The sequence below is a fragment of the Lactonifactor longoviformis DSM 17459 genome, assembly GCF_900129135.1.
Classification (GTDB): Bacteria; Bacillota; Clostridia; order Lachnospirales; family Lachnospiraceae; genus Lactonifactor; species Lactonifactor longoviformis.
Genome location: NZ_FQVI01000028.1, coordinates 1 through 18,786, shown reverse-complemented (window position 1 = coordinate 18,786; position 18,786 = coordinate 1). Strand labels below are relative to the sequence as shown.

Below are 18,786 nucleotides of genomic sequence, written 5' to 3'. Positions count from 1 at the left end.
TGCGCTATGGCTGATTATGTATTGGAACTGGAAGGAATACGGAAAGCTTTTGGGGGAGTCCCTGTACTTCAGGATGTGGATTTTCGGCTGGAAAGAGGCAGCATTCATGCCCTGGTAGGGGGAAATGGTGCCGGCAAGTCTACCCTTATGAAGATACTGACGGGCGTATATGTAAAAGATGCGGGAGTCTGCAGAGTGAACGGCAGAGAAACGGTGATCCGGAACTACAATGATGCGAAAAAGCAGGGGATCAGTCTGATTTTCCAGGAGCTGAGTCTTATTCCGACTTTATCCGTCAGCGAGAATATATTTTTAAATAAAGAGATAAAAAAAGGCAGGTTTCTGGATATAAAGGCCATGAATGAAAAAGCCCGCAAGCTGCTCCTTAGTCTGGGCATTGACATTGACGTGGAAGAAAAGATTCAGAACCTCAGCGTGGGCTGCTGCCAGCTCATAGAGATAGCAAAGGCGTTGTCCAGCAATACCTCAGTCCTGGTTATGGATGAGCCTACAGCTTCACTCTCCGACAAAGAGACCGAGATTTTATTTCAAATTATTGACGGGCTGAAGAAAAAAGGGATTTCCATTATCTACATATCCCACCGTATGAATGAGATTTTTCGGATTGCTGACTGCATCTCCGTACTCTGCGGAGGAAAGATGGCTGCCAGCAAGCCTGTCTCAGAGTATACACTGGAGTCTCTGATTGAATGCATGCTGGGCGGTAAGAAAAATGAGCAGGCCATGGTATGGAAGGAGCGGGAAACTCCGGTGGGAGAAAAGGTGATGCTGCAGGTGGAAAATCTCTCCGTGGGGAAGTCTGTAAAGGAGGTTTCCTTTCAGGTGAAAGCGGGGGAAGTAGTGGGACTTGCCGGTCTGATGGGAAGCGGAAGAACTGAGGTAATGGAATGTATCTTCGGCATCCGTAAGAAAACCGGAGGCAGGATTTTCCTGGACGGCAGAGAAGTGAACTTTAAAAATGTAAGGCAGGCGGTCAACGGCCGGGTAGCCCTGGTGCCTGAGGACAGGCGCCGGGAAGGCCTGGTGCTGATGCACTCTCTCAGGGAAAATATGATAGTTACAGATTTTAACGGTGTAAAGAGCTCCGGACTGATTCGGACAGATAAAATGAATGCAGTCAGTGAAAAGGCTGTTCAGGATTTGAAAATAAAAGCAGACAGCGTGACTACGAGACTGTTTCATCTGTCAGGCGGCAATCAGCAGAAGGTGGTAATTGCCAAATGGCTGAACACGCGTCCAAAGCTGCTGATGCTGGACGAGCCCACGGCCGGAGTTGATATCCATGCAAAGAGTGAGATAATTGAAATTATACGGCAATTTATCAGGGAAGGAAACAGCGTTATCTTTGTCTCATCGGAACTGTCGGAGATGATGGCGGTCTGCGACCGGGTTGTCGTACTGCATGACGGCGTAAAAACCGGAGAACTTACTCACAGAGAAATAGACACAGAGGAGGTATTGCAGCGTGCGATCCAAAACAATTAAGAAAATAGACTTATACCAATATATGGTATACATCATATTTATTGTGGTGCTGATTTTTTTCGCCGTATGGTTAGGACCAAGCTTTTTTTCAAGGTCAAATCTGCTGAATATTACCAGACAGACAGCTATGGTGTCTGTGATGGCCGTGGCTATGACTTTTATCATAGCCAGCGGACAGATTGATTTATCTATCGGCGCAGTAGTGGCCCTGTCCGCGTTAATATCTGCGTGGCTGCTGGAGAAGACAGACAGTATTGCCCTGGCTCTGTTCTGCGCCCTTTTAGTGGGAACGCTGGTGGGGATGATCAACGGACTGCTGGTGACTTATCTGAAGATTCCGGCCTTTCTGGCGACGCTGGGCATGATGAGCATTATCAGGGGATCTGCTATGTGGATGACGGCTACAAAGGCCATTACCATCCGCAATACCACTTTTAACAATGTATTCGGTATGGGAACCATTGCCGGAGTTCCGATTGTGCTTCTCTGGACTCTTATTGCCCTTCTCATCGGACATGTTGCGCTCAGATATCTTCCCTATGGAAAAAAGGTTCTGGCTATAGGCGGAAACCAGACGTCAGCATTTTATTCGGGCATCAACATTACAAGAATTAAGATTATGGTATTTGCCGTCATGGGATTTGCCTCCGCTTTTGCCGGGATTATATACTCGGCCAGAATGCAGACCGCCCGGTATACGTACGGTGAAGGAGACGAAATGAACGTGATTGCTGCGGTAGTGCTGGGAGGTACTTCCATGGCCGGAGGAAGCGGCAATATTATCGGTGCGGTGGTGGGCTCCCTGCTTCTTGGAGTTATCAATAATGGGCTCATCATCGGCGGTCTGGATACCAGCCAGCAGCAGATTGTCAGGGGAATTATTATTCTGCTGGCGGTAGCTCTGAGCACCTTCAATACTAAAGAACGTACATAGAAAGGAGTTTAATCAATATGAAATATGCATTTAACACATGGGCTTACAGTCATTTTCCCTGCTGGGTGCCTTCCTATTCTTTTGAGGAGACCATAGAAAGGCTGGCGAGGATTGGGTATGACGGCGTGGAGATCGGATGTGCACAGCCGCAGGCCTGGCCTTACTATACGGATAAGGAAAGAAGAAGAGACATGCGCAGAAATCTTGAGGATAACCAGATCGCGGTGGCCTCGGTACTCCCTGCGCCGGGTGGCGGTCCCGGGGGAAATATTGCCTCTGCCTGCGAACAGGAGAGGGCGTGGACCGTACAGTACTGGAAGGACTGTATTGACCTGGGCCTGGAGATCGGTGACTGCAAAAGACTTTTATGTGTCTGCGGATGGTATATCTATGGCACAAAGTCCAGGGATGCCTGGAAATGGGCTGTGGAAGGAATCTCAAATGTGGCGGACTATGCAGCTAAGAGCGGTGTTGTCCTGATGCTGGAACCCACGGCGGCTGACAGCAATCTGGTAGAGTCCTGCGAGGACGCCATAAACATGATGGAGGATGTAGGGAAAGAGAACGTAAAGCTGATGTTTGATACTACCCACGCACTGTATAGAAATGAAGTGCCTTCCGATTATGTGTATCTGATGGGAGAAAACCTGAAACATATCCATATGGCGGATTATGACAGAAAAGCACCGGGTACCGGGGGATGTGATTTTGTAGATATTATGCGCGCTTTAAAGGAAATTCACTATGACGGTTATGTGACTATGGAAAATGGATTTCCCACCAGGGATTGTCACCCCGATGTGGTGGCCCGGCAGTCTCTGGAATATTTGAAAAAAATTGAAGAAGCGCTGTAGCGGGAGGGGAATTATGATTAAGGTTGGAGTGATTGGATGCGGTAAGATTGCGCAGGTGCGTCATCTTCCTGAATATGCTGAGAATAAAGATGCCCAGATTGCAGCAGTCTTTGACTTATGCCGGGAAAGAGCGGAGGAAGTGGCTGCCAGATATGGGGCCAGGGCTTATGACTCATATAGCGAGCTTCTGGCGGACCCTGATATAGATGCGGTGAGTGTATGCGCTGCAAATGCGGCTCACTGTGAGATTACGGTGGCAGCGCTGAAGGCAGGCAAGCATGTACTCTGCGAAAAGCCTATGGCAATTACCTTAGAAGAGTGCGAGCGTATGGTAGAGACGGCAAAGGAAACCGGAAAATATCTTATGGTAGGACACAATCAGCGGCTGACAAAAGCGCATGCTAAGGCAAAGGAGCTTCTTGTAAAGGGAGAAATCGGCAGTATACTAACCTTCCGCACTGCCTTCGGCCACAGCGGACCTGAGACTTGGGCCATCGACAGCAAAAGTATATGGTTTTTTGACAAAAAGATGGCTGCCTTCGGGGCGATGGCCGATTTGGGGATTCATAAAACCGATTTGATCCAGTATTTGACCGGACACAGGGTAGAGGAAGTTATGGCCGTAACGGCAACCTTGGATAAAAAAGACGCATCCGGGAAGAAAATCGGGGTGGATGATAACTCCGTCTGTATCTATAAAATGGACAATGGAATCGTGGGAACCATGACTGCCAGCTGGACAAATTATGGGGAGGAAGAGAATTGGACAGTTCTTTACGGGACAGAGGGTGTCATGCACATATATGAAGATCCGAAATACTCCATCATAATTGAAAAGAAAGATGCAAGCCGGGTGTATTACCAGGCAGATCAGATACAGACCAACTCGTCGCAGACAAAATCCGGAATTATAGACGCATGGATTAGCTGTCTGACCGAGGGGCGGGAGCCGGAAATATCCGGGGAGGAAGCCCTGTCAGCGATGCGGGCAGTATTTGCAGCCTTAGAATCCGCAGAAACCGGAAAGGCAGTCAAAACAGCGCCCCATTAGTTTAGGAGGTATTAGGGAAAATGAAAAGACCAATAACATTAGCATCCGGGCAATTTGGAGATATGGACTTGGAATCCTTGTGCCGTATGGCCTCTGCCATTGGATACGAGGGCCTGGAACTGGCTTCCCATGCACATTTTAATGTGACGGAGGCACTGGAGACGGAAGACTATATTCCCCGGGTGAAGGAAACCCTGGAGAAATATCACTTGAACTGTTATGCTGTCTCTGCGCATTTGACAGGTCAATGCGTGGGGGACAGATGGGATCCCAGGCTGGATAATTTTGCGCCGGGAGAACTCCGCGGCCAGCCGGAGAAGATTCGGGAATGGGCAGTGGAGGAAATGAAGCGGACGGTGATTGCGGCATCCAAAATGGGAGTAAAGGTTATCACGGGATTTACAGGATCTCCCCTGTGGCCCTGGTGGTATTCCTATCCCCAGACTACCGGAAAAATGATAGAACAGGGATACGAGGAGCTGTGTGAGCTGTGGAATCCTATCTTTGATGTGTTTGACGAGTACGGGATTAGGTTTGCTTTAGAAGTACATCCCACGGAAATTGCCTTTGATTACTATACCACAGAAGAACTGCTGAAGAGATTCCGGTATCGCCCGGCATTGGGGATTAATTATGATCCCAGCCATCTGGTATGGCAGGGAGTAAATGAGCTGACATTCCTCAGAGACTTCAGAGAGAGAATCTATCATGTCCACATAAAAGATGTGAAGATGAACAGGAACGACAGAGCCGGCATTCTGGGATCCCACCTTGAATTCGGAGATACCAGAAGAGGGTGGAACTTTGTGTCTGTCGGACATGGGAATGTGGACTTTGACGGGATTATACGGGAATTAAACCAGATGGGATATGAGGGGCCCCTTTCCGTAGAATGGGAGGACTCCGGAATGGAAAGAGAAAAGGGCGCCAGGGAGTCATTTCAATACATACAAAAGATGAATTTTTCGCCCTCTGAGATTGCGTTTGACGCGGCGCTGAAGCAGGAATAGAAAAGGTACGCAGATTATATTCCCCGGCTGAATGGAAAAATTTACCATCAGCCGGGGAATGTTTTATCCTTTACAATTAAATGTAAAATAATTAATTGCAGGAGGATAAGTTATGCAGAGCAAAACCTATGGGTATGTCCGTGTATCCACAAAGGAGCAGAATGAAGAACGTCAGATGATTGCCATGAGAGAATTTGGAGTGCCGGATTCTGCTATTTATATGGATAAGCAGTCGGGGAAGGATTTTGAGCGGCCGAACTATAAGCGGTTAATGAGAAGGATAAAAACAGGAGATGTTCTGGTTATAAAGAGCATTGACCGTCTGGGAAGAAATTATGATGAGATTTTAGAACAGTGGCGCACCATTACAAAGGTGAAGCATGCTGCCATTGTGGTGCTGGATATGCCCCTTTTGGATACCAGACAGGGGCGGGATCTGACGGGAGTTCTGATTGCTGACATTGTGCTGCAGCTTTTAAGTTACGTGGCTCAGACAGAAAGAGAAAATATCCGGCAGCGGCAGGCAGAAGGGATTGCCGCCGCAAAAGCCCGGGGAGTGCATATGGGCCGGCCGCCGATGAAAACACCGGCCGGCTTTTCCTCTGCGAAAAAGTTGTATCAGGCAGGGGAAATCACTTCCCGGCAGGCGGCCGGGCAGCTGGGAATCTCATCCACTACGTTTCTTCGGTGGGTCAGACAGCGTTAAGCCAGAAGTTCCCGGATCCTCTCCTTGATCTGGGACTTAACCTTTGCCCTGAACACCCCGGTATAGCCGGCGCGATCTGCAATTTTAAGCAAATGCTCCTGACAGAGCTGTACGATCTCCGGCTGTGAGATTTCAAAAACGGTCAAAGGCTGTGAGGTTCGGACCAGGAGGGCCAGCTGTCCATCTTTTACCATAAGAGTGCCCTCTTTTTCAACTCTTGGATCTATGGGTATAAAGTGGTAATTCTCAAAATTCTCTAAAATGCGGAGAATGTTCCTGAGATGCATGACATAAATTTCCGGTGTGTAGTAAAGAGGAGGGCCTTCCCCATAGGACAGGATAATGGGAACCTTCCCATTTCGGACATCTTCTGCGCTGGCAAGACAGGCGATATCAATAAAATCATGCTTCTTCCAATTCTCCTCGATCAGATGGAACTCCTGAAGATACATAGAGCCTAATTTTTTCAGATTCGGCTGCTCGATATGGTCAATGCAGTAAGCCATTAATTCCGGCGGTGCTGTCTCTGCCGACAGAGAACTCACCTTTTGAATACGAGCGGCGCCAAGGGACAAGAAGCGGGAAAAGCACTGCATCAGCTTCTCAGAGGTGGTATATATGTTCTGCATAGGACGGCAGAGAGACAGGTAATCCTGAAATCGGGATGCGTGTGTATGCGTCAGTCTTTTGTCCGTGGTAATTAGAGTTGCGCCGCCCGACTGCTGATGGGCTATGGATGCAGAGGTCATGGCAATTTCCCCCGGCACTACGAGGAGCGTGCAGCGGTGGACGTTGTCTCGGAGCCTTGGATAAACATAGGTAGTTACTTTTCTTGTCAGGTAAATGGGCAGCCATCGAATAAGAGAATCAAAGGCCATATTAACCTGAGAGGCGGGCGGTGCTATCTGACAAAACCGGAATCCCCGGTGACAGAGCGTAAGGCCCCATTTCTGCAGGCTGCCGGAAAATTCAAAATCTTCAGAAATCCAGCTGTCATCTTCATCTGAAAAGAGGTAAATGGTATAAGGCTTTTTCAGAGTGAGCAGATGCTGATATACGGCACGTGCAGCGGCACGTTTTCCGTCATTTCCATAAAAGGCCCTGCTTTCCGCCCTCGCGGTAGCAGTCTCTGGCATGGGGGCTGCTTCTCCATCCTCAATGGACAGAGTTTCAAAGGTTCTTATAAAACGTCCTACCTCATCTGTTTCACCGCATAACCAATAGTAAAGAACCTCTGTGAGCAATTCTTTTTTCATTGTCAGAGCCTGTTTGATTCCCAGCATCCCCGAGAGAGCCTGCTTTTGATACTGCGTAGTACAGCGCTTTGCAAAAAAAGAGGACATAGCCTTTATATGCTCTTTGTTTTTGGGAACTCCCCTGGCGCCTGTACGGAGTCTGCTGATGAGAGAGGGATCCACTTTGAGCTCTCTGGCAAGTGTGCGGTTTGTAACCTGCGTTAGATTTAATAAAAAAATTAGTTTTTCGTAAAACTGCATAGAATCTCTCCTTTTCATCAGTATACAAAAAGATACGGATGTTTGCAATATAAACTGTCACGGTTGGTGACATAAAAATGGCATTGCCAAAACATGAGCAAGACTTGTTCTTTTCAGAGAAAAGAAGTATTCTAAAGTCACAGATACAGAGCGTGTCGTTTGGGCTATTCTGTATCTTATCTTTGAAACAAAAGGTACACCTTTAGTGACATAAGAAGTATACTTGAAAAAAGCAAAAAACCGCCCACAAGGACGGTCAAAATGTGTCAATCTTCTTGACATTATATTGATATAAAAAGTGTACCATAAATTACAAGTACATATTTGGCACAGCTGTCGAAAGGCAGTGTCGCAAAGCTATAGGGGTTTCTCTTTTCCGTAAGTGAAAGAAAGCCAGCCAGTTGTTTGAATACGTAAGAGCAGCTTTGCAGAGCAGGCTCTTTTTTTTATCGATTTTCGGTTTACCTGATGTTATCCCCTTTACGAAAACAGGAAAGGAAGCTATCCATATGAAAAAAGAAAGTATACTACTTAGAGTTGCTGAGCGCTCAGGGTACAGCCTGGCCGAGACAGAGCAGTTTTACACGGCATTTGTGGAAGTTTTTACTGAGGTTCTGGGACAGGGGGAGACTATGGAATGTCTGCCGGAATTAGGCCGTTTCATTCCAAAAGTGAATGACAATCCGGCGAGAAACCCCAATTCACCCCGGAATCCTAAAAAGATGCATTGCTTTGTGCAGTTCAAACCAGGAAAAAGACTGGAGAGTTCGCTCTGTCTGGGGGCTTTACAACGTATGGCCGGAGACAGCGGATACTCAACCAAAGGTAAAAAATCGGTATAGACGGCCGTTCCGACGTCTCCTCTTGACATAGAAGCGGAGACTGCTTGTAGGGATAACGGGAATTTTGCTGTTTTGCTTAAAAAATATGGAAAAGAGGGATATCTTTGAAAAACAAAAGGAAAAATCCGTCACTGTCCAGTGTGGTCGGTATTATAATGTGTATTATTTTTATACCTGTTATTATCATTAATCTAATTTTAATTGTCAGCAGTTATACCAATCCGGAAGAAATACCTGGTGTATTTGGCGTTAAGCCCGCCGTGGTACTGTCCGGATCCATGGAACCCACCATACAGGCAGGAGATTTGATATTTATACGGGAAACAGACCCGAATAAATTGCAGAAGGATGACGTGATTTGTTATCTTTCCTCGGGAAAGGCGATTACCCACCGGATTGCTGATATAACCACCGGAGAAGACGGAAGACTTCAGTTTATAACCCGGGGCGATGCCAATAATGCGGAGGATCAGCTGCCTGTCACTGCCGATCAGGTCCAGGGGATCTGGAAAGGCGGACGTATCGGGGGATTGGGTAATTTTATCCTGTTTATGCAGTCAACCACTGGCATGATTCTTTTTATTGTCTGCCCGCTGCTGCTTTTCTTCCTCTGGGATATCTGGCACCGGCGGCGGCTGGATAAGGCTGAGAATGCCCGTACCAAGGAACTGGAGGCGGAGCTGAACGCACTCAGGGCCGGGAAAGAGACAGAGAAAGAGAAGCCGGATATAGAAACTTAATATTGTATGCATTGGCCTTAAGCCTGCGGGCACAGCGCAGGGGATAGGGCAATACAGAACCGGGTGCGAAAGTGTGCCTGGGATAAAGTGCCGCAGGCACACGGGAGCCGTGTCTGGGCCAAATGATTTTTAGCTGACAGGGTTCCCTTACAAAGACAGAAAGAGAGGATAACGTTATGAAAAGAAAATCTCAAGCATCACGTCTCGGCGTCCTGGCACTGGCGCTGACACTTGTCACTACTTGCCTGACGGGCGGTACCATGGCCAAATATGTTACGGAGGTTACCGGAAATGCAAAAGCTACTGTGGCAGCCTGGAGTTTCAAAGTTAACGATGAAAAGACTACTATGACGGAGATTGATCTGGGAAGTACGGCAAACAGAACTGCTTACGCTGCAGAGGATATTATGGAGGGTGTGATTGCTCCCGGTACGTCTGGAAGCTTTGATATTGTAATTGATGGCAGCGGTAGTGAGGTTGGTGTGGACTATAAATTAAAGATTGCGGCAGCCGATGGAACAATACTTCCTAGTGATTTGACTTTTACTACTGATAATGATACTAGTGGTACCCCAGACTCTTATACACTTAATAATGAATTAACAGGTACTATTGATTATGCAGACGGCGATACAGCTATGAAGAAAACCATAACTGTTAAATGGACATGGGCTTTTGGAGAAGATGACACCAAAGACAGCAATGATAACACTTATGCAGATAAAGACTGGACCCTGAACATTACTGCAACGGGTACACAGGCTGAACCCACAGCAACTGTAACTCCTTAACCTTTCTCCCCGTCTCTCTGTGCCGGGGCGGCAGTACCGGGGGCTTTCAGCCCCCGGCAAAGGATACGGGCAGCCGTATGTTTTGCCAAGGGCTGAAATACCGACCTTTCTCATAAGGAGGAAAGAATATGGAACAACAGGACAGCTTACTTATAAATAAAGACAGGGGACAGAATAGACGGCGTTGGATGCCGGCTCTTTTTCTGCTGCTTTTTATCGCACTTATTACTTCCTGCGTGGTAGGTTTTATACTGGGACGGAATGCAGGCCCGGCTTCCCTGGGACAGATTATAGATACCATTCTTCTGACGCCGGAGGAGCCTTCTTCTCAGACCGTCTTTCATCTTTCCGGTCAGGTGCTGTATTCCGATGGAACCCCTGTTTCCGGGCGCAATTTGGAACTTCACAGCGATCCCGTTGCCACAGTGTCAGGGTCTGACGGGAGTTTTCTCTTTCCCAATATAACAGAAGGAAATCATACCATATTTGTCCTTAACCCGGATGGGACAGCAGCGGCACAGCGGGAGCTGCAAATTCAGTACAGCGATGCCGGGGAGGCATCCATTGAACTTCAGGATAACGGAGCATATGTGATTCAGCTTTCTCTGGATATCCGTATGCTGGAGATTCTAATTGAGCTGGATGGAGAGGATATTTATATTAACTCTGAGAATATTTCTTATGCCACACGGGATGGCAGGGTGGTTACGCCTGCAGGGAGTGCCTCTGTAAAAGACGGTGTGATTGTGACTCCCAGGGGGAACGTATGTCTGCCGGACGGCAGCATTGTGTTTCCGGGAGGATCCAAGGATGACACGACCTATATCATACAGACAGATGATACGGTACTGATCAATCGGGATACTACCGCAGGGGATATCACGGTTTCTTCTGACGGAACGATAAACCTCCCCGACGGCACAGTGATTGAGCCGGGCGGCAGAATCACAACTCCGGATGGGTCAAATATAACTCCGGGAAATACCGGTGTACTCATAAAAGATGAGACGGCAGTGCCCATTGGGGGCAGTCCTCAAGGTCAGGTGAAACCCCAGACTCCAGGTACTGCAGATACCTCTCCGGTATCCGGAAACGGACAGGTGACAACACCCAGCCAGTCTGGAACGTCTGACTCCCCGGACAGAAATACCGGCACACAGCCCGGAACTTCGGATTCGTCAAATACCAATAATCCGGGAGGGGGAAACAGCAGTACAACTGTAGTTACCGACCAAGGGAAACTTCAGACCTCCAGGCAGGATAAGGACGGCAGTTTTAAAGAGTGGGAGCAGAATGCTTCTATCAATCTTTTTTATAACCATGAGACAGGTGAGATTGAAAAGATAGCACCAGGCTCCAGCGGCTATTATGTCTTCCGCCTGAAAAATACAAGGAAGGAGAAGCTTACGGTTACTCTGAATATTGCGGAAAGCTCCGGCAGTCCTCACCTTCCCCTAAAATTTACTCTGCATCCTCAGGGACAAAAGGGAGGAACTTCCGTCTCTCTGGGAACTTCGGGAGAAGGAGCGGCTCTGGAGACAGTACTTGCGGCCGGTGCCCAAGCCGTCTATCAATTGGACTGGGAGTGGCCCTTTGAGAGCGGCAATGATGAGTCAGATACTGCAGCGGGCAGCCGGGGCAGTGCCTATGTTCTGCTGCTCAATATTCATGCGGAGGGAAAAGACTGAGGGAATATATCATAAAAGAAAGAAGGGGGCCAAATGAAGAAGTATCTGACAAAAAAGCGGATAATCTGTTATCTTTTCTGTTTTATACTGGTCTGTACTGCAGTGCTGGGAATCACTTATGCCCGCTACCGGACGGAAGTTGCCGGTGCGGCTGCTGCCAGTACTGCCGATGTGGCACTCAACAGTTCCATTGACCTGAGCAGCGCACTGAAGGAAATGGTGCCAGGGGAGAAGAGAGAGATTTTGTTTTCCGTCACAAACCAAAAAGACGCTTCGGTGAGCGAAGTAGCACAGGAATATTCAGTTACCGTTACTTCCACAGGAAACCTGCCTTTGACCTATGAACTGGCAGAAAAGGAAGCCGTCAGCAATGGAAAAAGCGTGGAATCTCCTCCGTCAGTTCAAGACTTATCTTATGTGTGGACCGGGGGAAGGCTGCCTCACGGTGCTGCGGCTGTTCACACTTATACATTGACCGTAAGCTGGCCGGCAGCCCAGGCGGACGGCAGCTATGCGGATGAATTTGATCGGATCACTCTGACGGTAGATGCAAAGCAGGTAAAACCTAAGACGAACTAATGGACAGGAGGCACAGGTATGAAATTTTTACATATAGGGGATAAGGACAAACGCCGCTGGCTTCCGGCCCTGGTTATTCTCACGGCTGCAGTTTTGCTCTCCTTCGTTGGAATTACAGTGGCACGTTACATCACCCGGCAGGAGGGGAAGGGAACCGCTGAGGCAGATAACTTTTACTTTACCAGTGATCTCCTGAGAGAAAAAGAGGAGAACGCCTGTTATTATGTGGACCCCCAGACAAAAGAGATTACAGTTACACTTTCAAATGCAGCGGATGCGAAGAGAGTAACGCCCGGGACAATAACATACCGTGTGGAAGTAACTGGCGGTACAGCTGTCTCTGGGAGCGGAAGTCTGGCGGGAGGGAAAGAAGAGAAAGCTATTGTTTCTGTTTCTCCTGATCCTGATGCAAAGGAACTATCAGTTACGGCAACAGCCGCACCATATGAAGAGTCACTCTCCGCGGTTTTTAAACTGGCCCTGGGGAATCAGTACACAGTAGAAGATGCTGCGGGTAATGCAGCAGCAGTACTTACCATAACCTGTACGGATGACAGAAAAGAGATCCCACTGACACTTCCGAATCAGGTTATACCGGAAGAGGCCAATGACAGAGTAGAAATGGGAAGCAGCGGTTACATGTATAAGAGTCAGGGGAAGGGAATTTATTCCCTGGTGCTTTTAAAAGCAGATACCACACAAGATTTAACCCAAAAGGGCAGTTTTGCGGATCAGATTGTCTTAACAACAGAACCATAGCAGAAAAGAGAAGCTGTGGTTTTGCCCTGTTCATAGGAGGAGTGACATGGAAAAAAAACAGAAAAAATTTAGTGTGCACAGATGGTACCGTGTCCTGGCAGTTTTGCTGGTACTGTGTCTGGCACTGAGTTATCTTAATATGAATTCCATCCTGGCTTATGCAGAAGACAGTGCTCCTGTGACGGTTGATGTAGGTGAAAATGTGTCAGCTGTCCTCCAGGACGGAATACTGACCCTCAGCGGGCAGGGAAACACTGCAGATTTCAGTGCAGAGACTGCCCCGTTTCTGCCATATGCAGAGGAAATACATACTTTGCTGATAGAAGATGGAATTACCTATATCGGTTCTTATCTGTGCTACGGCCTGAGGAACCTAAAGGGAGTACTGAGGCTTCCGGAAAGTATATCCGGTCTTGGAGACTATGCATTTTCCGGCAGCAGTCAGAAAGACGCGCCTGCATTTACGGAGATACATAATGAATTCACAGGGACAGATACCGTTATGCAGCAGGCCATAGAGCATCCGGAGACTATTTTTTCTGAGGGGCAATCCGGAACTATGGATGTTTCGGAGCATAATCTTTCCTTTTTTGAGGCAGCCCAGGCCGCCGGATATTCTATGAAGAGTGAATCTGTGGAGGCGCTGCCGGATGATATGACGGAGCCTGAACTTCCTGCATCTGAGGAGGCAGCCGCGGTTTCTGAAGCATCGGAAACTTATGCCGCAGAGGCAGCGGGTACAGTGTATGTGAATCAGGAGACAGGAAGTGATGAGACAGGGACAGGGACGGAAGCTGCCCCTTATCAAACCATTGAGAAAGCTGCCGCAGGGCTGCAGGAGGCAGGGGCCGGCAGCACAGTGGACGACAATAAAATTATTATTATAGGGACTTATGAACTGCAGAGCAGGGACTTTTTAAATGAGAATCCCATCCCTGTCACAATTGCAGGAAACACAGGCGACTGCGTATTGAAGGGTCCATACGAAAAGGGGCAGGACAAGGCGGAGCTGCAGTTATATTTGTATGATGGGGTTTGCTTTGAGAATATTATAATAAAAAATATAAATCATATCTATGGCAATGGACATGACATAACCATAGGCAAGAAGGTTGTAAATGCCACAAAAGAGTCTGATGATTACGCCCTGGGATTCTATTTATACGGTTCAGGGCAGCATGGATTGGTAGGGAATTCGGTAGGGAAAATTTCTGTCTACAGCGGTACAACCACAAGAATCGTGGGGTATGTGAGAAATAACTCCAGTATTAATACATCAGGCCTTAAAGCTGATATTACGGTGGGGGGAACGGCCAATGTGTCAACGGTTGTTGCAGGGAGTGCCAGCGGCGCGGTAACCGGGGCTGACGTGGCGATTTCTGTTGAAGGCGGCTACGTGGGCACTTTAATTGGGGGAAATCAGGGATTCAGCAATATATTATCCCCTTATGAGGGGGATACATCGATTACTATTTCCGGCGGGACCGTTTCAACCATTTTAGGTGCGGGCAGCGGCAGAGCGGTAAGTATCCCAACGTATTGCGGCAGCATGAAGATTGATGTGACGGGTGGTTCGATAGGAAATATCTATGGGGCAGGTTCTGCAGCTTATGTGCTCAGTAAAGATAATCAAAAGTCTGAGGTTAACATATCCGTGACTGGCGGCAGTATCAATAATATTTTTGCCGCTGGGAAAGGCGGGGACAACAGTGTAGCAGAGAACGAGAACATCAAATTCTCGGAAAAGACTCCGCCGGGGATGTTCGGCAGTATGACCGGAACGGCCAACATCACTGTTGGAGGCAATGCCGTGATAAATGGCAGTATTTATGCCAGCGGAGAGGGATATGTGGACCAGAATTATGGAACAGAGAATGCATTTTTAAGCGGCAGTGCTGTCATAACCGTACAAGACAGCAGCATTGTGAAAGGAAATGTCTATGGCGGGGGAAAAGGGCTGAAACAGCCCGGATACGAAAGCTGCGCCCGGGTGGAGGCAGATTCTTCCGTGGAGATAAGGATAGAAGGCGGCAGTATTGAAAACAATGTCTACGGCGGCGGAGAAAATGGTATCGTTAAGGGTAAAAGTATTGTATATATGGGCGGAGGCACTGTCAAAGGAAATGTCTATGGCGGCGGGGAAAATGGTTTACATGAAGGAAAAACCGAAGTGCAACTGGGCGGGGGCATTGTGGAGGGCTCTCTGTACGGAGGCGCCCTGGGCACGCCCGGAGAGCGTTTGGTATACGGGGGCTCCACGGTGAATATGACCGGAGGATGGATACGCGGCAATCTTTACGGAGGCAGTGAACTGAGCGATGACGGTCCGAAACCTGTGGATGGTGAGTCATCTGCAGATTTAAAAGATTTGATCTTTGTGAATCTGGCCGGGGGCACCGTGAGCGGCAATGTGTTCGGGGGCGGCTACCGGGGGACTGTCAACGGATCTACGCATCTGCATATCGGTGCGGATGCACCCAACGAATGTGCTTACTATGCAAACCACCAGGAAGAGAAGCCCAGCCTGTCCCCGGCGGCTTTGGCGGTGGAAGGCTCTGTCTATGCCGGCGGGGATTACGGCGGAGGGGACACGGTAGATTATACTACAATAACAGTTAACGGCACTTCCCATGTCTATATTGACGGAACTGGCTATAATACAGGGGTATCCGGCAATGGTTCTGACATGGTCATTGCGGGAGGAGTGTTCGGGAGCGGGGCTTCCTGTGACGCAGGAGCCACCCGCCTGGTGACTCTGAAAAACTACGGCAGTCCGGTTAGAGATGAAACAGGAATTGTGAAGGGAACCACCCGTACACTGGCTGCTATTCAGAGGGCAGACCGGGTAATTCTGACGAATTCTCATGTGAAGCTGACTGGACAGTCTGATGTGGCGAATTCCAACCAGACAGCCCTGTATTCTCTGAACCGTATCGGAAACCATGGGAATAGCAGCAGTTTGGGAACGCTTGGAAATAGTCTGGTACTCCAGGGAGGCAGTACACTGGTGTTAGAATCAGCGGTGAATGAAACAGCAAATTACAAAAGCGTGGATGAGGATGGGAATAGCGTGGCAATGGGTCAGCTGGAAACTTGTCCCAACACAGTTGTTTTTGACACTGGTACAGTTTTCCGTATTGCTTCCGCCAATGAAAAGGAAGTATCCGGGGAAGAGATTTACGGGGAAGTATCCGGTTATACCTATTTGCTGGCAGATGATAAGGCGGATGCTTATGCCTATGCCCGTGTGAAGACGGATTCACAGCATAAGACGGACGGAGGTTTTGTGGATCCTGAGAATAAGGAAAAGGAACTGGAGTATACGAATGTAGGGACTCAATACCGTTACTGGAGGATACAGGGAAAAGAGTCTGCTGCGGCGTCCCGCCATATGGTGCTCACAGCACAAACTCTGGCAGAGGGAGACAGCGGCTTTGGAAGCGATGGATATTCTGTGGCGGAGGGAACCATAGAACTCCCGCCGGCAGCGGCAGGTTCTTCTTATATGATCCAAAGCATCACGATTCCCACAGAAACAAATCTTGTCCTGGCGGATGCGGCGAAAAAAGGAGCAGAGGCAGACCGCTGGGTGACAGCAGCAGAGAACTCTTCTAATACAGAAGAGATAATTCTGGAACAAGAAAAGCAAAAGATACAAGGTGACAGTGCCTTTGGTCTGTTTATGAAAATGGGAAGCGGATTTTCCGATGCGGACGGTGCACCCGGCAAGGTGATTTCCAGAGCAACAGCCGCGGCGGACGGGAAAAATTCCATCATCGGCCAGAAGACAGCGTCTGTGACAGCGGGGGGGACACCCTACATAGATTTTACTCTGACATATAAAAATCAGGATATTGCAGTCAGCAAGACGCTGGGTACGGTGGTGATCGAGCTGATGCGAAATGATGGGTCAGTGCTGAATATGAATGTGGAGATTGTTACAAAAGCGAAGGCTCTTGCAGATCAGACGGTGGAACTATATGCTTCTCAGCGCGGCAGCTATACCGGCAGGATGATCATTCCGTCCGGTGCCAGCCGGAATCTGAAGCTGACAAAAGTTACTGCTCCCTCTTCTTTTGTGACAGGTGACGGGCAGCTGGAGAAGAATAACTTTGCCGTGTCCATGCTGCCTGTGAAATCACAGGGATGGAATACCGCAGGGTTGTTGACAGAGGCATATGACTTAAAGGCATTCACTTCATCTCCTGTAGCCGTAGGTACCACGGACAGCCGTTACCAGGCTTCTATTGAGTTTACTCTGCAGAATGCGCCGGGCTTTCCAGCAAAAGCAGAATCGGATGAGGTGACCCTGACGTTTTCAGACGAAAACAGCGGTGAGTTTCAGGTTTTACTTAAAATCCACTGGAAAGATTCTATTGTATCTGAGGTTAAGACAGTCCCTGGAAGACAGTATAATAAGATGTCTGCACAGAATACACCCAGAATTTCTCAGAAAAGTGCGGTTACTGCGGCATTTACACTGAGCGGTGACGAGAATGTCTCTAATCTGTGGCTGGAACTTCGGAGAGGAGAATCGGGAACGGCTGTGCTGTATGCGGAAACCAGGCTCACAGTAATTTTGGCCGGCCGTTTTTACAGTTATCAGATAACGGGGGAGGAAGCTGCCGATAAAGTCAGCCTGTCACAGTTTACACAGATGTGGGAGAGCACTAAGCTCGCAGGCAACATTTCTAAAGATACCGTGCTGACAGTAATCATGGATTTTGGTAAGGCGGAAGGTGTCTCTAACGATGATTACAGCCTGCGGTTACGGAGTGATACGAGTGCAGACTCTGCAGGCGCAGACTTTACTGTGTACAATGAGGAAGCTGCGGTAAGCCTGTCCGCTGACGGAGGGCTTTCCAGAGGAGAATATACGTTCCATCTGAATATTTCACCGAATACAGACACCAACCTGATGGACGGAGCGGCAGCAGTATTCTATCCTGAGAACGGAAGCCTTCCGGAGGGTGTGGTATTTAAGTACCAGGGGGAGGAATATTATCCCAGCGGCGGAAAAGTGTATGTGCCCCTGGGAACACCCGGATCTCATGATTTGGTTATGAATACTTTGAATTCAGCCGGTCTTGCGGCCGGAAATCTTACCTTTAAGGCAGAGATTTATCCCATAGGCCAAAGTGCCGGCGAGGCATTAAAAACCTGGTCAGCTTCCTGCAGCTGTAATGTGACGGAGAACCCAGAGCAAGCGCTCCTGATTACATTGGAGAGTGAAAGCCGCATTGTGAAAGCAGGGACACAGCTTACCTTTGCCGCTGACTATTCTGTTACTGGTGAGGGGGAGCATGCAGTTACACTGACGGTACAGAAAAAAGAAAACGGAGCCTATCAGCCGGCTGAGAATTGGCAGTACAGCGGGGGCCAATCTATCACAAATACCTCAGGTACAGAAACAATTGATGTTACAGTGCCGGTATCGGCGGCTGCCGGAACCTACCGGCTGTGGTTTGGATTCGGGGAACAGTCTGTACCCTATAATATAATAGTAGAATAGCCCAAAAGGAAACAAGTGAGTAACCAAATCGAGTAGGAGGGAGTGATTAACTCCCGTCCTCTCACACCACCGTGCGTACCGTTCGGTACACGGCGGTTTCAATAGTTGACGTGCACAGACTGATAGGCAGTGGCTAAATCATAGAAGCCACTGTTTATCAATCTTTCTTTTGTTAATGCTCTGTTGACCGCTCCCATTCCCGATACATACCAGTATTTCCTGCGGCTGTTTGCCGCCTGATGTGCAAAATATTCGGGTATTCCGTGTTTCATAAGGTTTCTTTTCCTTGTTTTGGGTAACTTCCACTGTTTCCATATG

General features: G+C 48.4%; 14 protein-coding genes, 1 pseudogene and 1 riboswitch. Of the genes and pseudogenes, 13 read left to right on the top strand and 2 right to left on the bottom strand.

From position 1 onward, the window contains the following. Positions 1–6: 6 nt before the first annotated feature. From BUA56_RS18575 to BUA56_RS18550, 6 genes are all read left to right on the top strand, one after another. The gene (locus tag BUA56_RS18575; protein ID WP_072854277.1) at positions 7–1,506 is read left to right on the top strand and encodes a sugar ABC transporter ATP-binding protein; all 1,500 of its coding nucleotides are present in this window, start codon (positions 7–9) and stop codon (positions 1,504–1,506) included. Then, positions 1,487–2,440 (top strand): ABC transporter permease, encoded by a 954-nt coding sequence (locus BUA56_RS18570; RefSeq protein WP_072854276.1) that lies wholly within the window; start codon positions 1,487–1,489, stop codon positions 2,438–2,440. Before BUA56_RS18575 ends, BUA56_RS18570 begins: the two co-directional genes overlap by 20 nt. Before the next feature lie 17 nt (positions 2,441–2,457). After that, the gene (locus BUA56_RS18565) at positions 2,458–3,294 is read left to right on the top strand and encodes a sugar phosphate isomerase/epimerase family protein (protein WP_072854275.1); all 837 of its coding nucleotides are present in this window, start codon (positions 2,458–2,460) and stop codon (positions 3,292–3,294) included. Positions 3,295–3,307: 13 nt separating this feature from the next. Beyond that, positions 3,308–4,345: a Gfo/Idh/MocA family protein gene (locus BUA56_RS18560; RefSeq protein ID WP_072854274.1), complete on the top strand. Its 1,038-nt coding sequence runs from the start codon at positions 3,308–3,310 to the stop codon at positions 4,343–4,345. 20 nt (positions 4,346–4,365) lie between these two features. Further along, entirely contained in the window at positions 4,366–5,355 is a 990-nt protein-coding gene (locus BUA56_RS18555; RefSeq protein ID WP_072854273.1) for a sugar phosphate isomerase/epimerase family protein, read from the top strand. A gap of 112 nt (positions 5,356–5,467) precedes the next feature. Continuing rightward, positions 5,468–6,061, top strand: coding sequence for a recombinase family protein (locus BUA56_RS18550; protein ID WP_072854272.1), 594 nt, complete (start codon positions 5,468–5,470; stop codon positions 6,059–6,061). On the opposite strand, the gene BUA56_RS18545 is transcribed toward BUA56_RS18550, so the two are convergent. Beyond that, on the bottom strand, positions 6,058–7,557 hold the full coding sequence (locus BUA56_RS18545) for a hypothetical protein (RefSeq protein ID WP_072854271.1): 1,500 nt from the start codon (positions 7,555–7,557) through the stop codon (positions 6,058–6,060). The genes BUA56_RS18550 and BUA56_RS18545 overlap by 4 nt on opposite strands. Positions 7,558–7,873: 316 nt before the next feature. Then, positions 7,874–7,966, top strand: a riboswitch (cyclic di-GMP riboswitch). A 100-nt stretch (positions 7,967–8,066) separates the two neighbouring features. On the opposite strand from BUA56_RS18545, the gene BUA56_RS18540 reads away from it, so the two are divergent. From BUA56_RS18540 to BUA56_RS18510, 7 genes are all read left to right on the top strand, one after another. After that, positions 8,067–8,399 (top strand): HU family DNA-binding protein, encoded by a 333-nt coding sequence (locus tag BUA56_RS18540; protein ID WP_084068111.1) that lies wholly within the window; start codon positions 8,067–8,069, stop codon positions 8,397–8,399. Positions 8,400–8,503: 104 nt separating this feature from the next. Next, on the top strand, positions 8,504–9,139 hold the full coding sequence (locus BUA56_RS18535) for a signal peptidase I (RefSeq protein ID WP_341443518.1): 636 nt from the start codon (positions 8,504–8,506) through the stop codon (positions 9,137–9,139). A gap of 176 nt (positions 9,140–9,315) precedes the next feature. After that, the gene (locus tag BUA56_RS18530; protein ID WP_072854270.1) at positions 9,316–9,930 is read left to right on the top strand and encodes a hypothetical protein; all 615 of its coding nucleotides are present in this window, start codon (positions 9,316–9,318) and stop codon (positions 9,928–9,930) included. Between the two features lie 128 nt (positions 9,931–10,058). Next, positions 10,059–11,618, top strand: a complete 1,560-nt coding sequence (locus BUA56_RS18525) for a carboxypeptidase-like regulatory domain-containing protein (protein WP_072854269.1) — start codon at positions 10,059–10,061, stop codon at positions 11,616–11,618. A gap of 33 nt (positions 11,619–11,651) precedes the next feature. Further along, a complete protein-coding gene (locus BUA56_RS18520) occupies positions 11,652–12,197 on the top strand; it encodes a hypothetical protein (RefSeq protein WP_072854268.1) in 546 nt (181 codons plus the stop codon). 18 nt (positions 12,198–12,215) lie between these two features. Then, on the top strand, positions 12,216–12,956 hold the full coding sequence (locus tag BUA56_RS18515) for a hypothetical protein (RefSeq protein ID WP_072854267.1): 741 nt from the start codon (positions 12,216–12,218) through the stop codon (positions 12,954–12,956). A 46-nt stretch (positions 12,957–13,002) separates the two neighbouring features. After that, positions 13,003–18,468 (top strand): hypothetical protein, encoded by a 5,466-nt coding sequence (locus BUA56_RS18510; RefSeq protein ID WP_072854266.1) that lies wholly within the window; start codon positions 13,003–13,005, stop codon positions 18,466–18,468. Positions 18,469–18,566: 98 nt separating this feature from the next. Here BUA56_RS18510 and BUA56_RS18505 read toward each other — a convergent pair. After that, positions 18,567–18,786: pseudogene (locus BUA56_RS18505) on the bottom strand (group II intron reverse transcriptase/maturase); the annotation flags it as partial.

What these genes read in the sequence shown, in the direction of transcription:
- BUA56_RS18565 (WP_072854275.1), top strand. Translation starts at nt 2,458, where the DNA reads ATGAAATATGCATTTAACACATGGGCTTACAGTCATTTTCCCTGCTGG.
- BUA56_RS18575 (WP_072854277.1), top strand. Translation starts at nt 7, where the DNA reads ATGGCTGATTATGTATTGGAACTGGAAGGAATACGGAAAGCTTTTGGG.
- BUA56_RS18540 (WP_084068111.1), top strand. Translation starts at nt 8,067, where the DNA reads ATGAAAAAAGAAAGTATACTACTTAGAGTTGCTGAGCGCTCAGGGTAC.
- BUA56_RS18560 (WP_072854274.1), top strand. Translation starts at nt 3,308, where the DNA reads ATGATTAAGGTTGGAGTGATTGGATGCGGTAAGATTGCGCAGGTGCGT.
- BUA56_RS18555 (WP_072854273.1), top strand. Translation starts at nt 4,366, where the DNA reads ATGAAAAGACCAATAACATTAGCATCCGGGCAATTTGGAGATATGGAC.
- BUA56_RS18515 (WP_072854267.1), top strand. Translation starts at nt 12,216, where the DNA reads ATGAAATTTTTACATATAGGGGATAAGGACAAACGCCGCTGGCTTCCG.
- BUA56_RS18520 (WP_072854268.1), top strand. Translation starts at nt 11,652, where the DNA reads ATGAAGAAGTATCTGACAAAAAAGCGGATAATCTGTTATCTTTTCTGT.
- BUA56_RS18510 (WP_072854266.1), top strand. Translation starts at nt 13,003, where the DNA reads ATGGAAAAAAAACAGAAAAAATTTAGTGTGCACAGATGGTACCGTGTC.
- BUA56_RS18545 (WP_072854271.1), bottom strand. Translation starts at nt 7,557, where the DNA reads ATGCAGTTTTACGAAAAACTAATTTTTTTATTAAATCTAACGCAGGTT.
- BUA56_RS18550 (WP_072854272.1), top strand. Translation starts at nt 5,468, where the DNA reads ATGCAGAGCAAAACCTATGGGTATGTCCGTGTATCCACAAAGGAGCAG.
- BUA56_RS18530 (WP_072854270.1), top strand. Translation starts at nt 9,316, where the DNA reads ATGAAAAGAAAATCTCAAGCATCACGTCTCGGCGTCCTGGCACTGGCG.
- BUA56_RS18525 (WP_072854269.1), top strand. Translation starts at nt 10,059, where the DNA reads ATGGAACAACAGGACAGCTTACTTATAAATAAAGACAGGGGACAGAAT.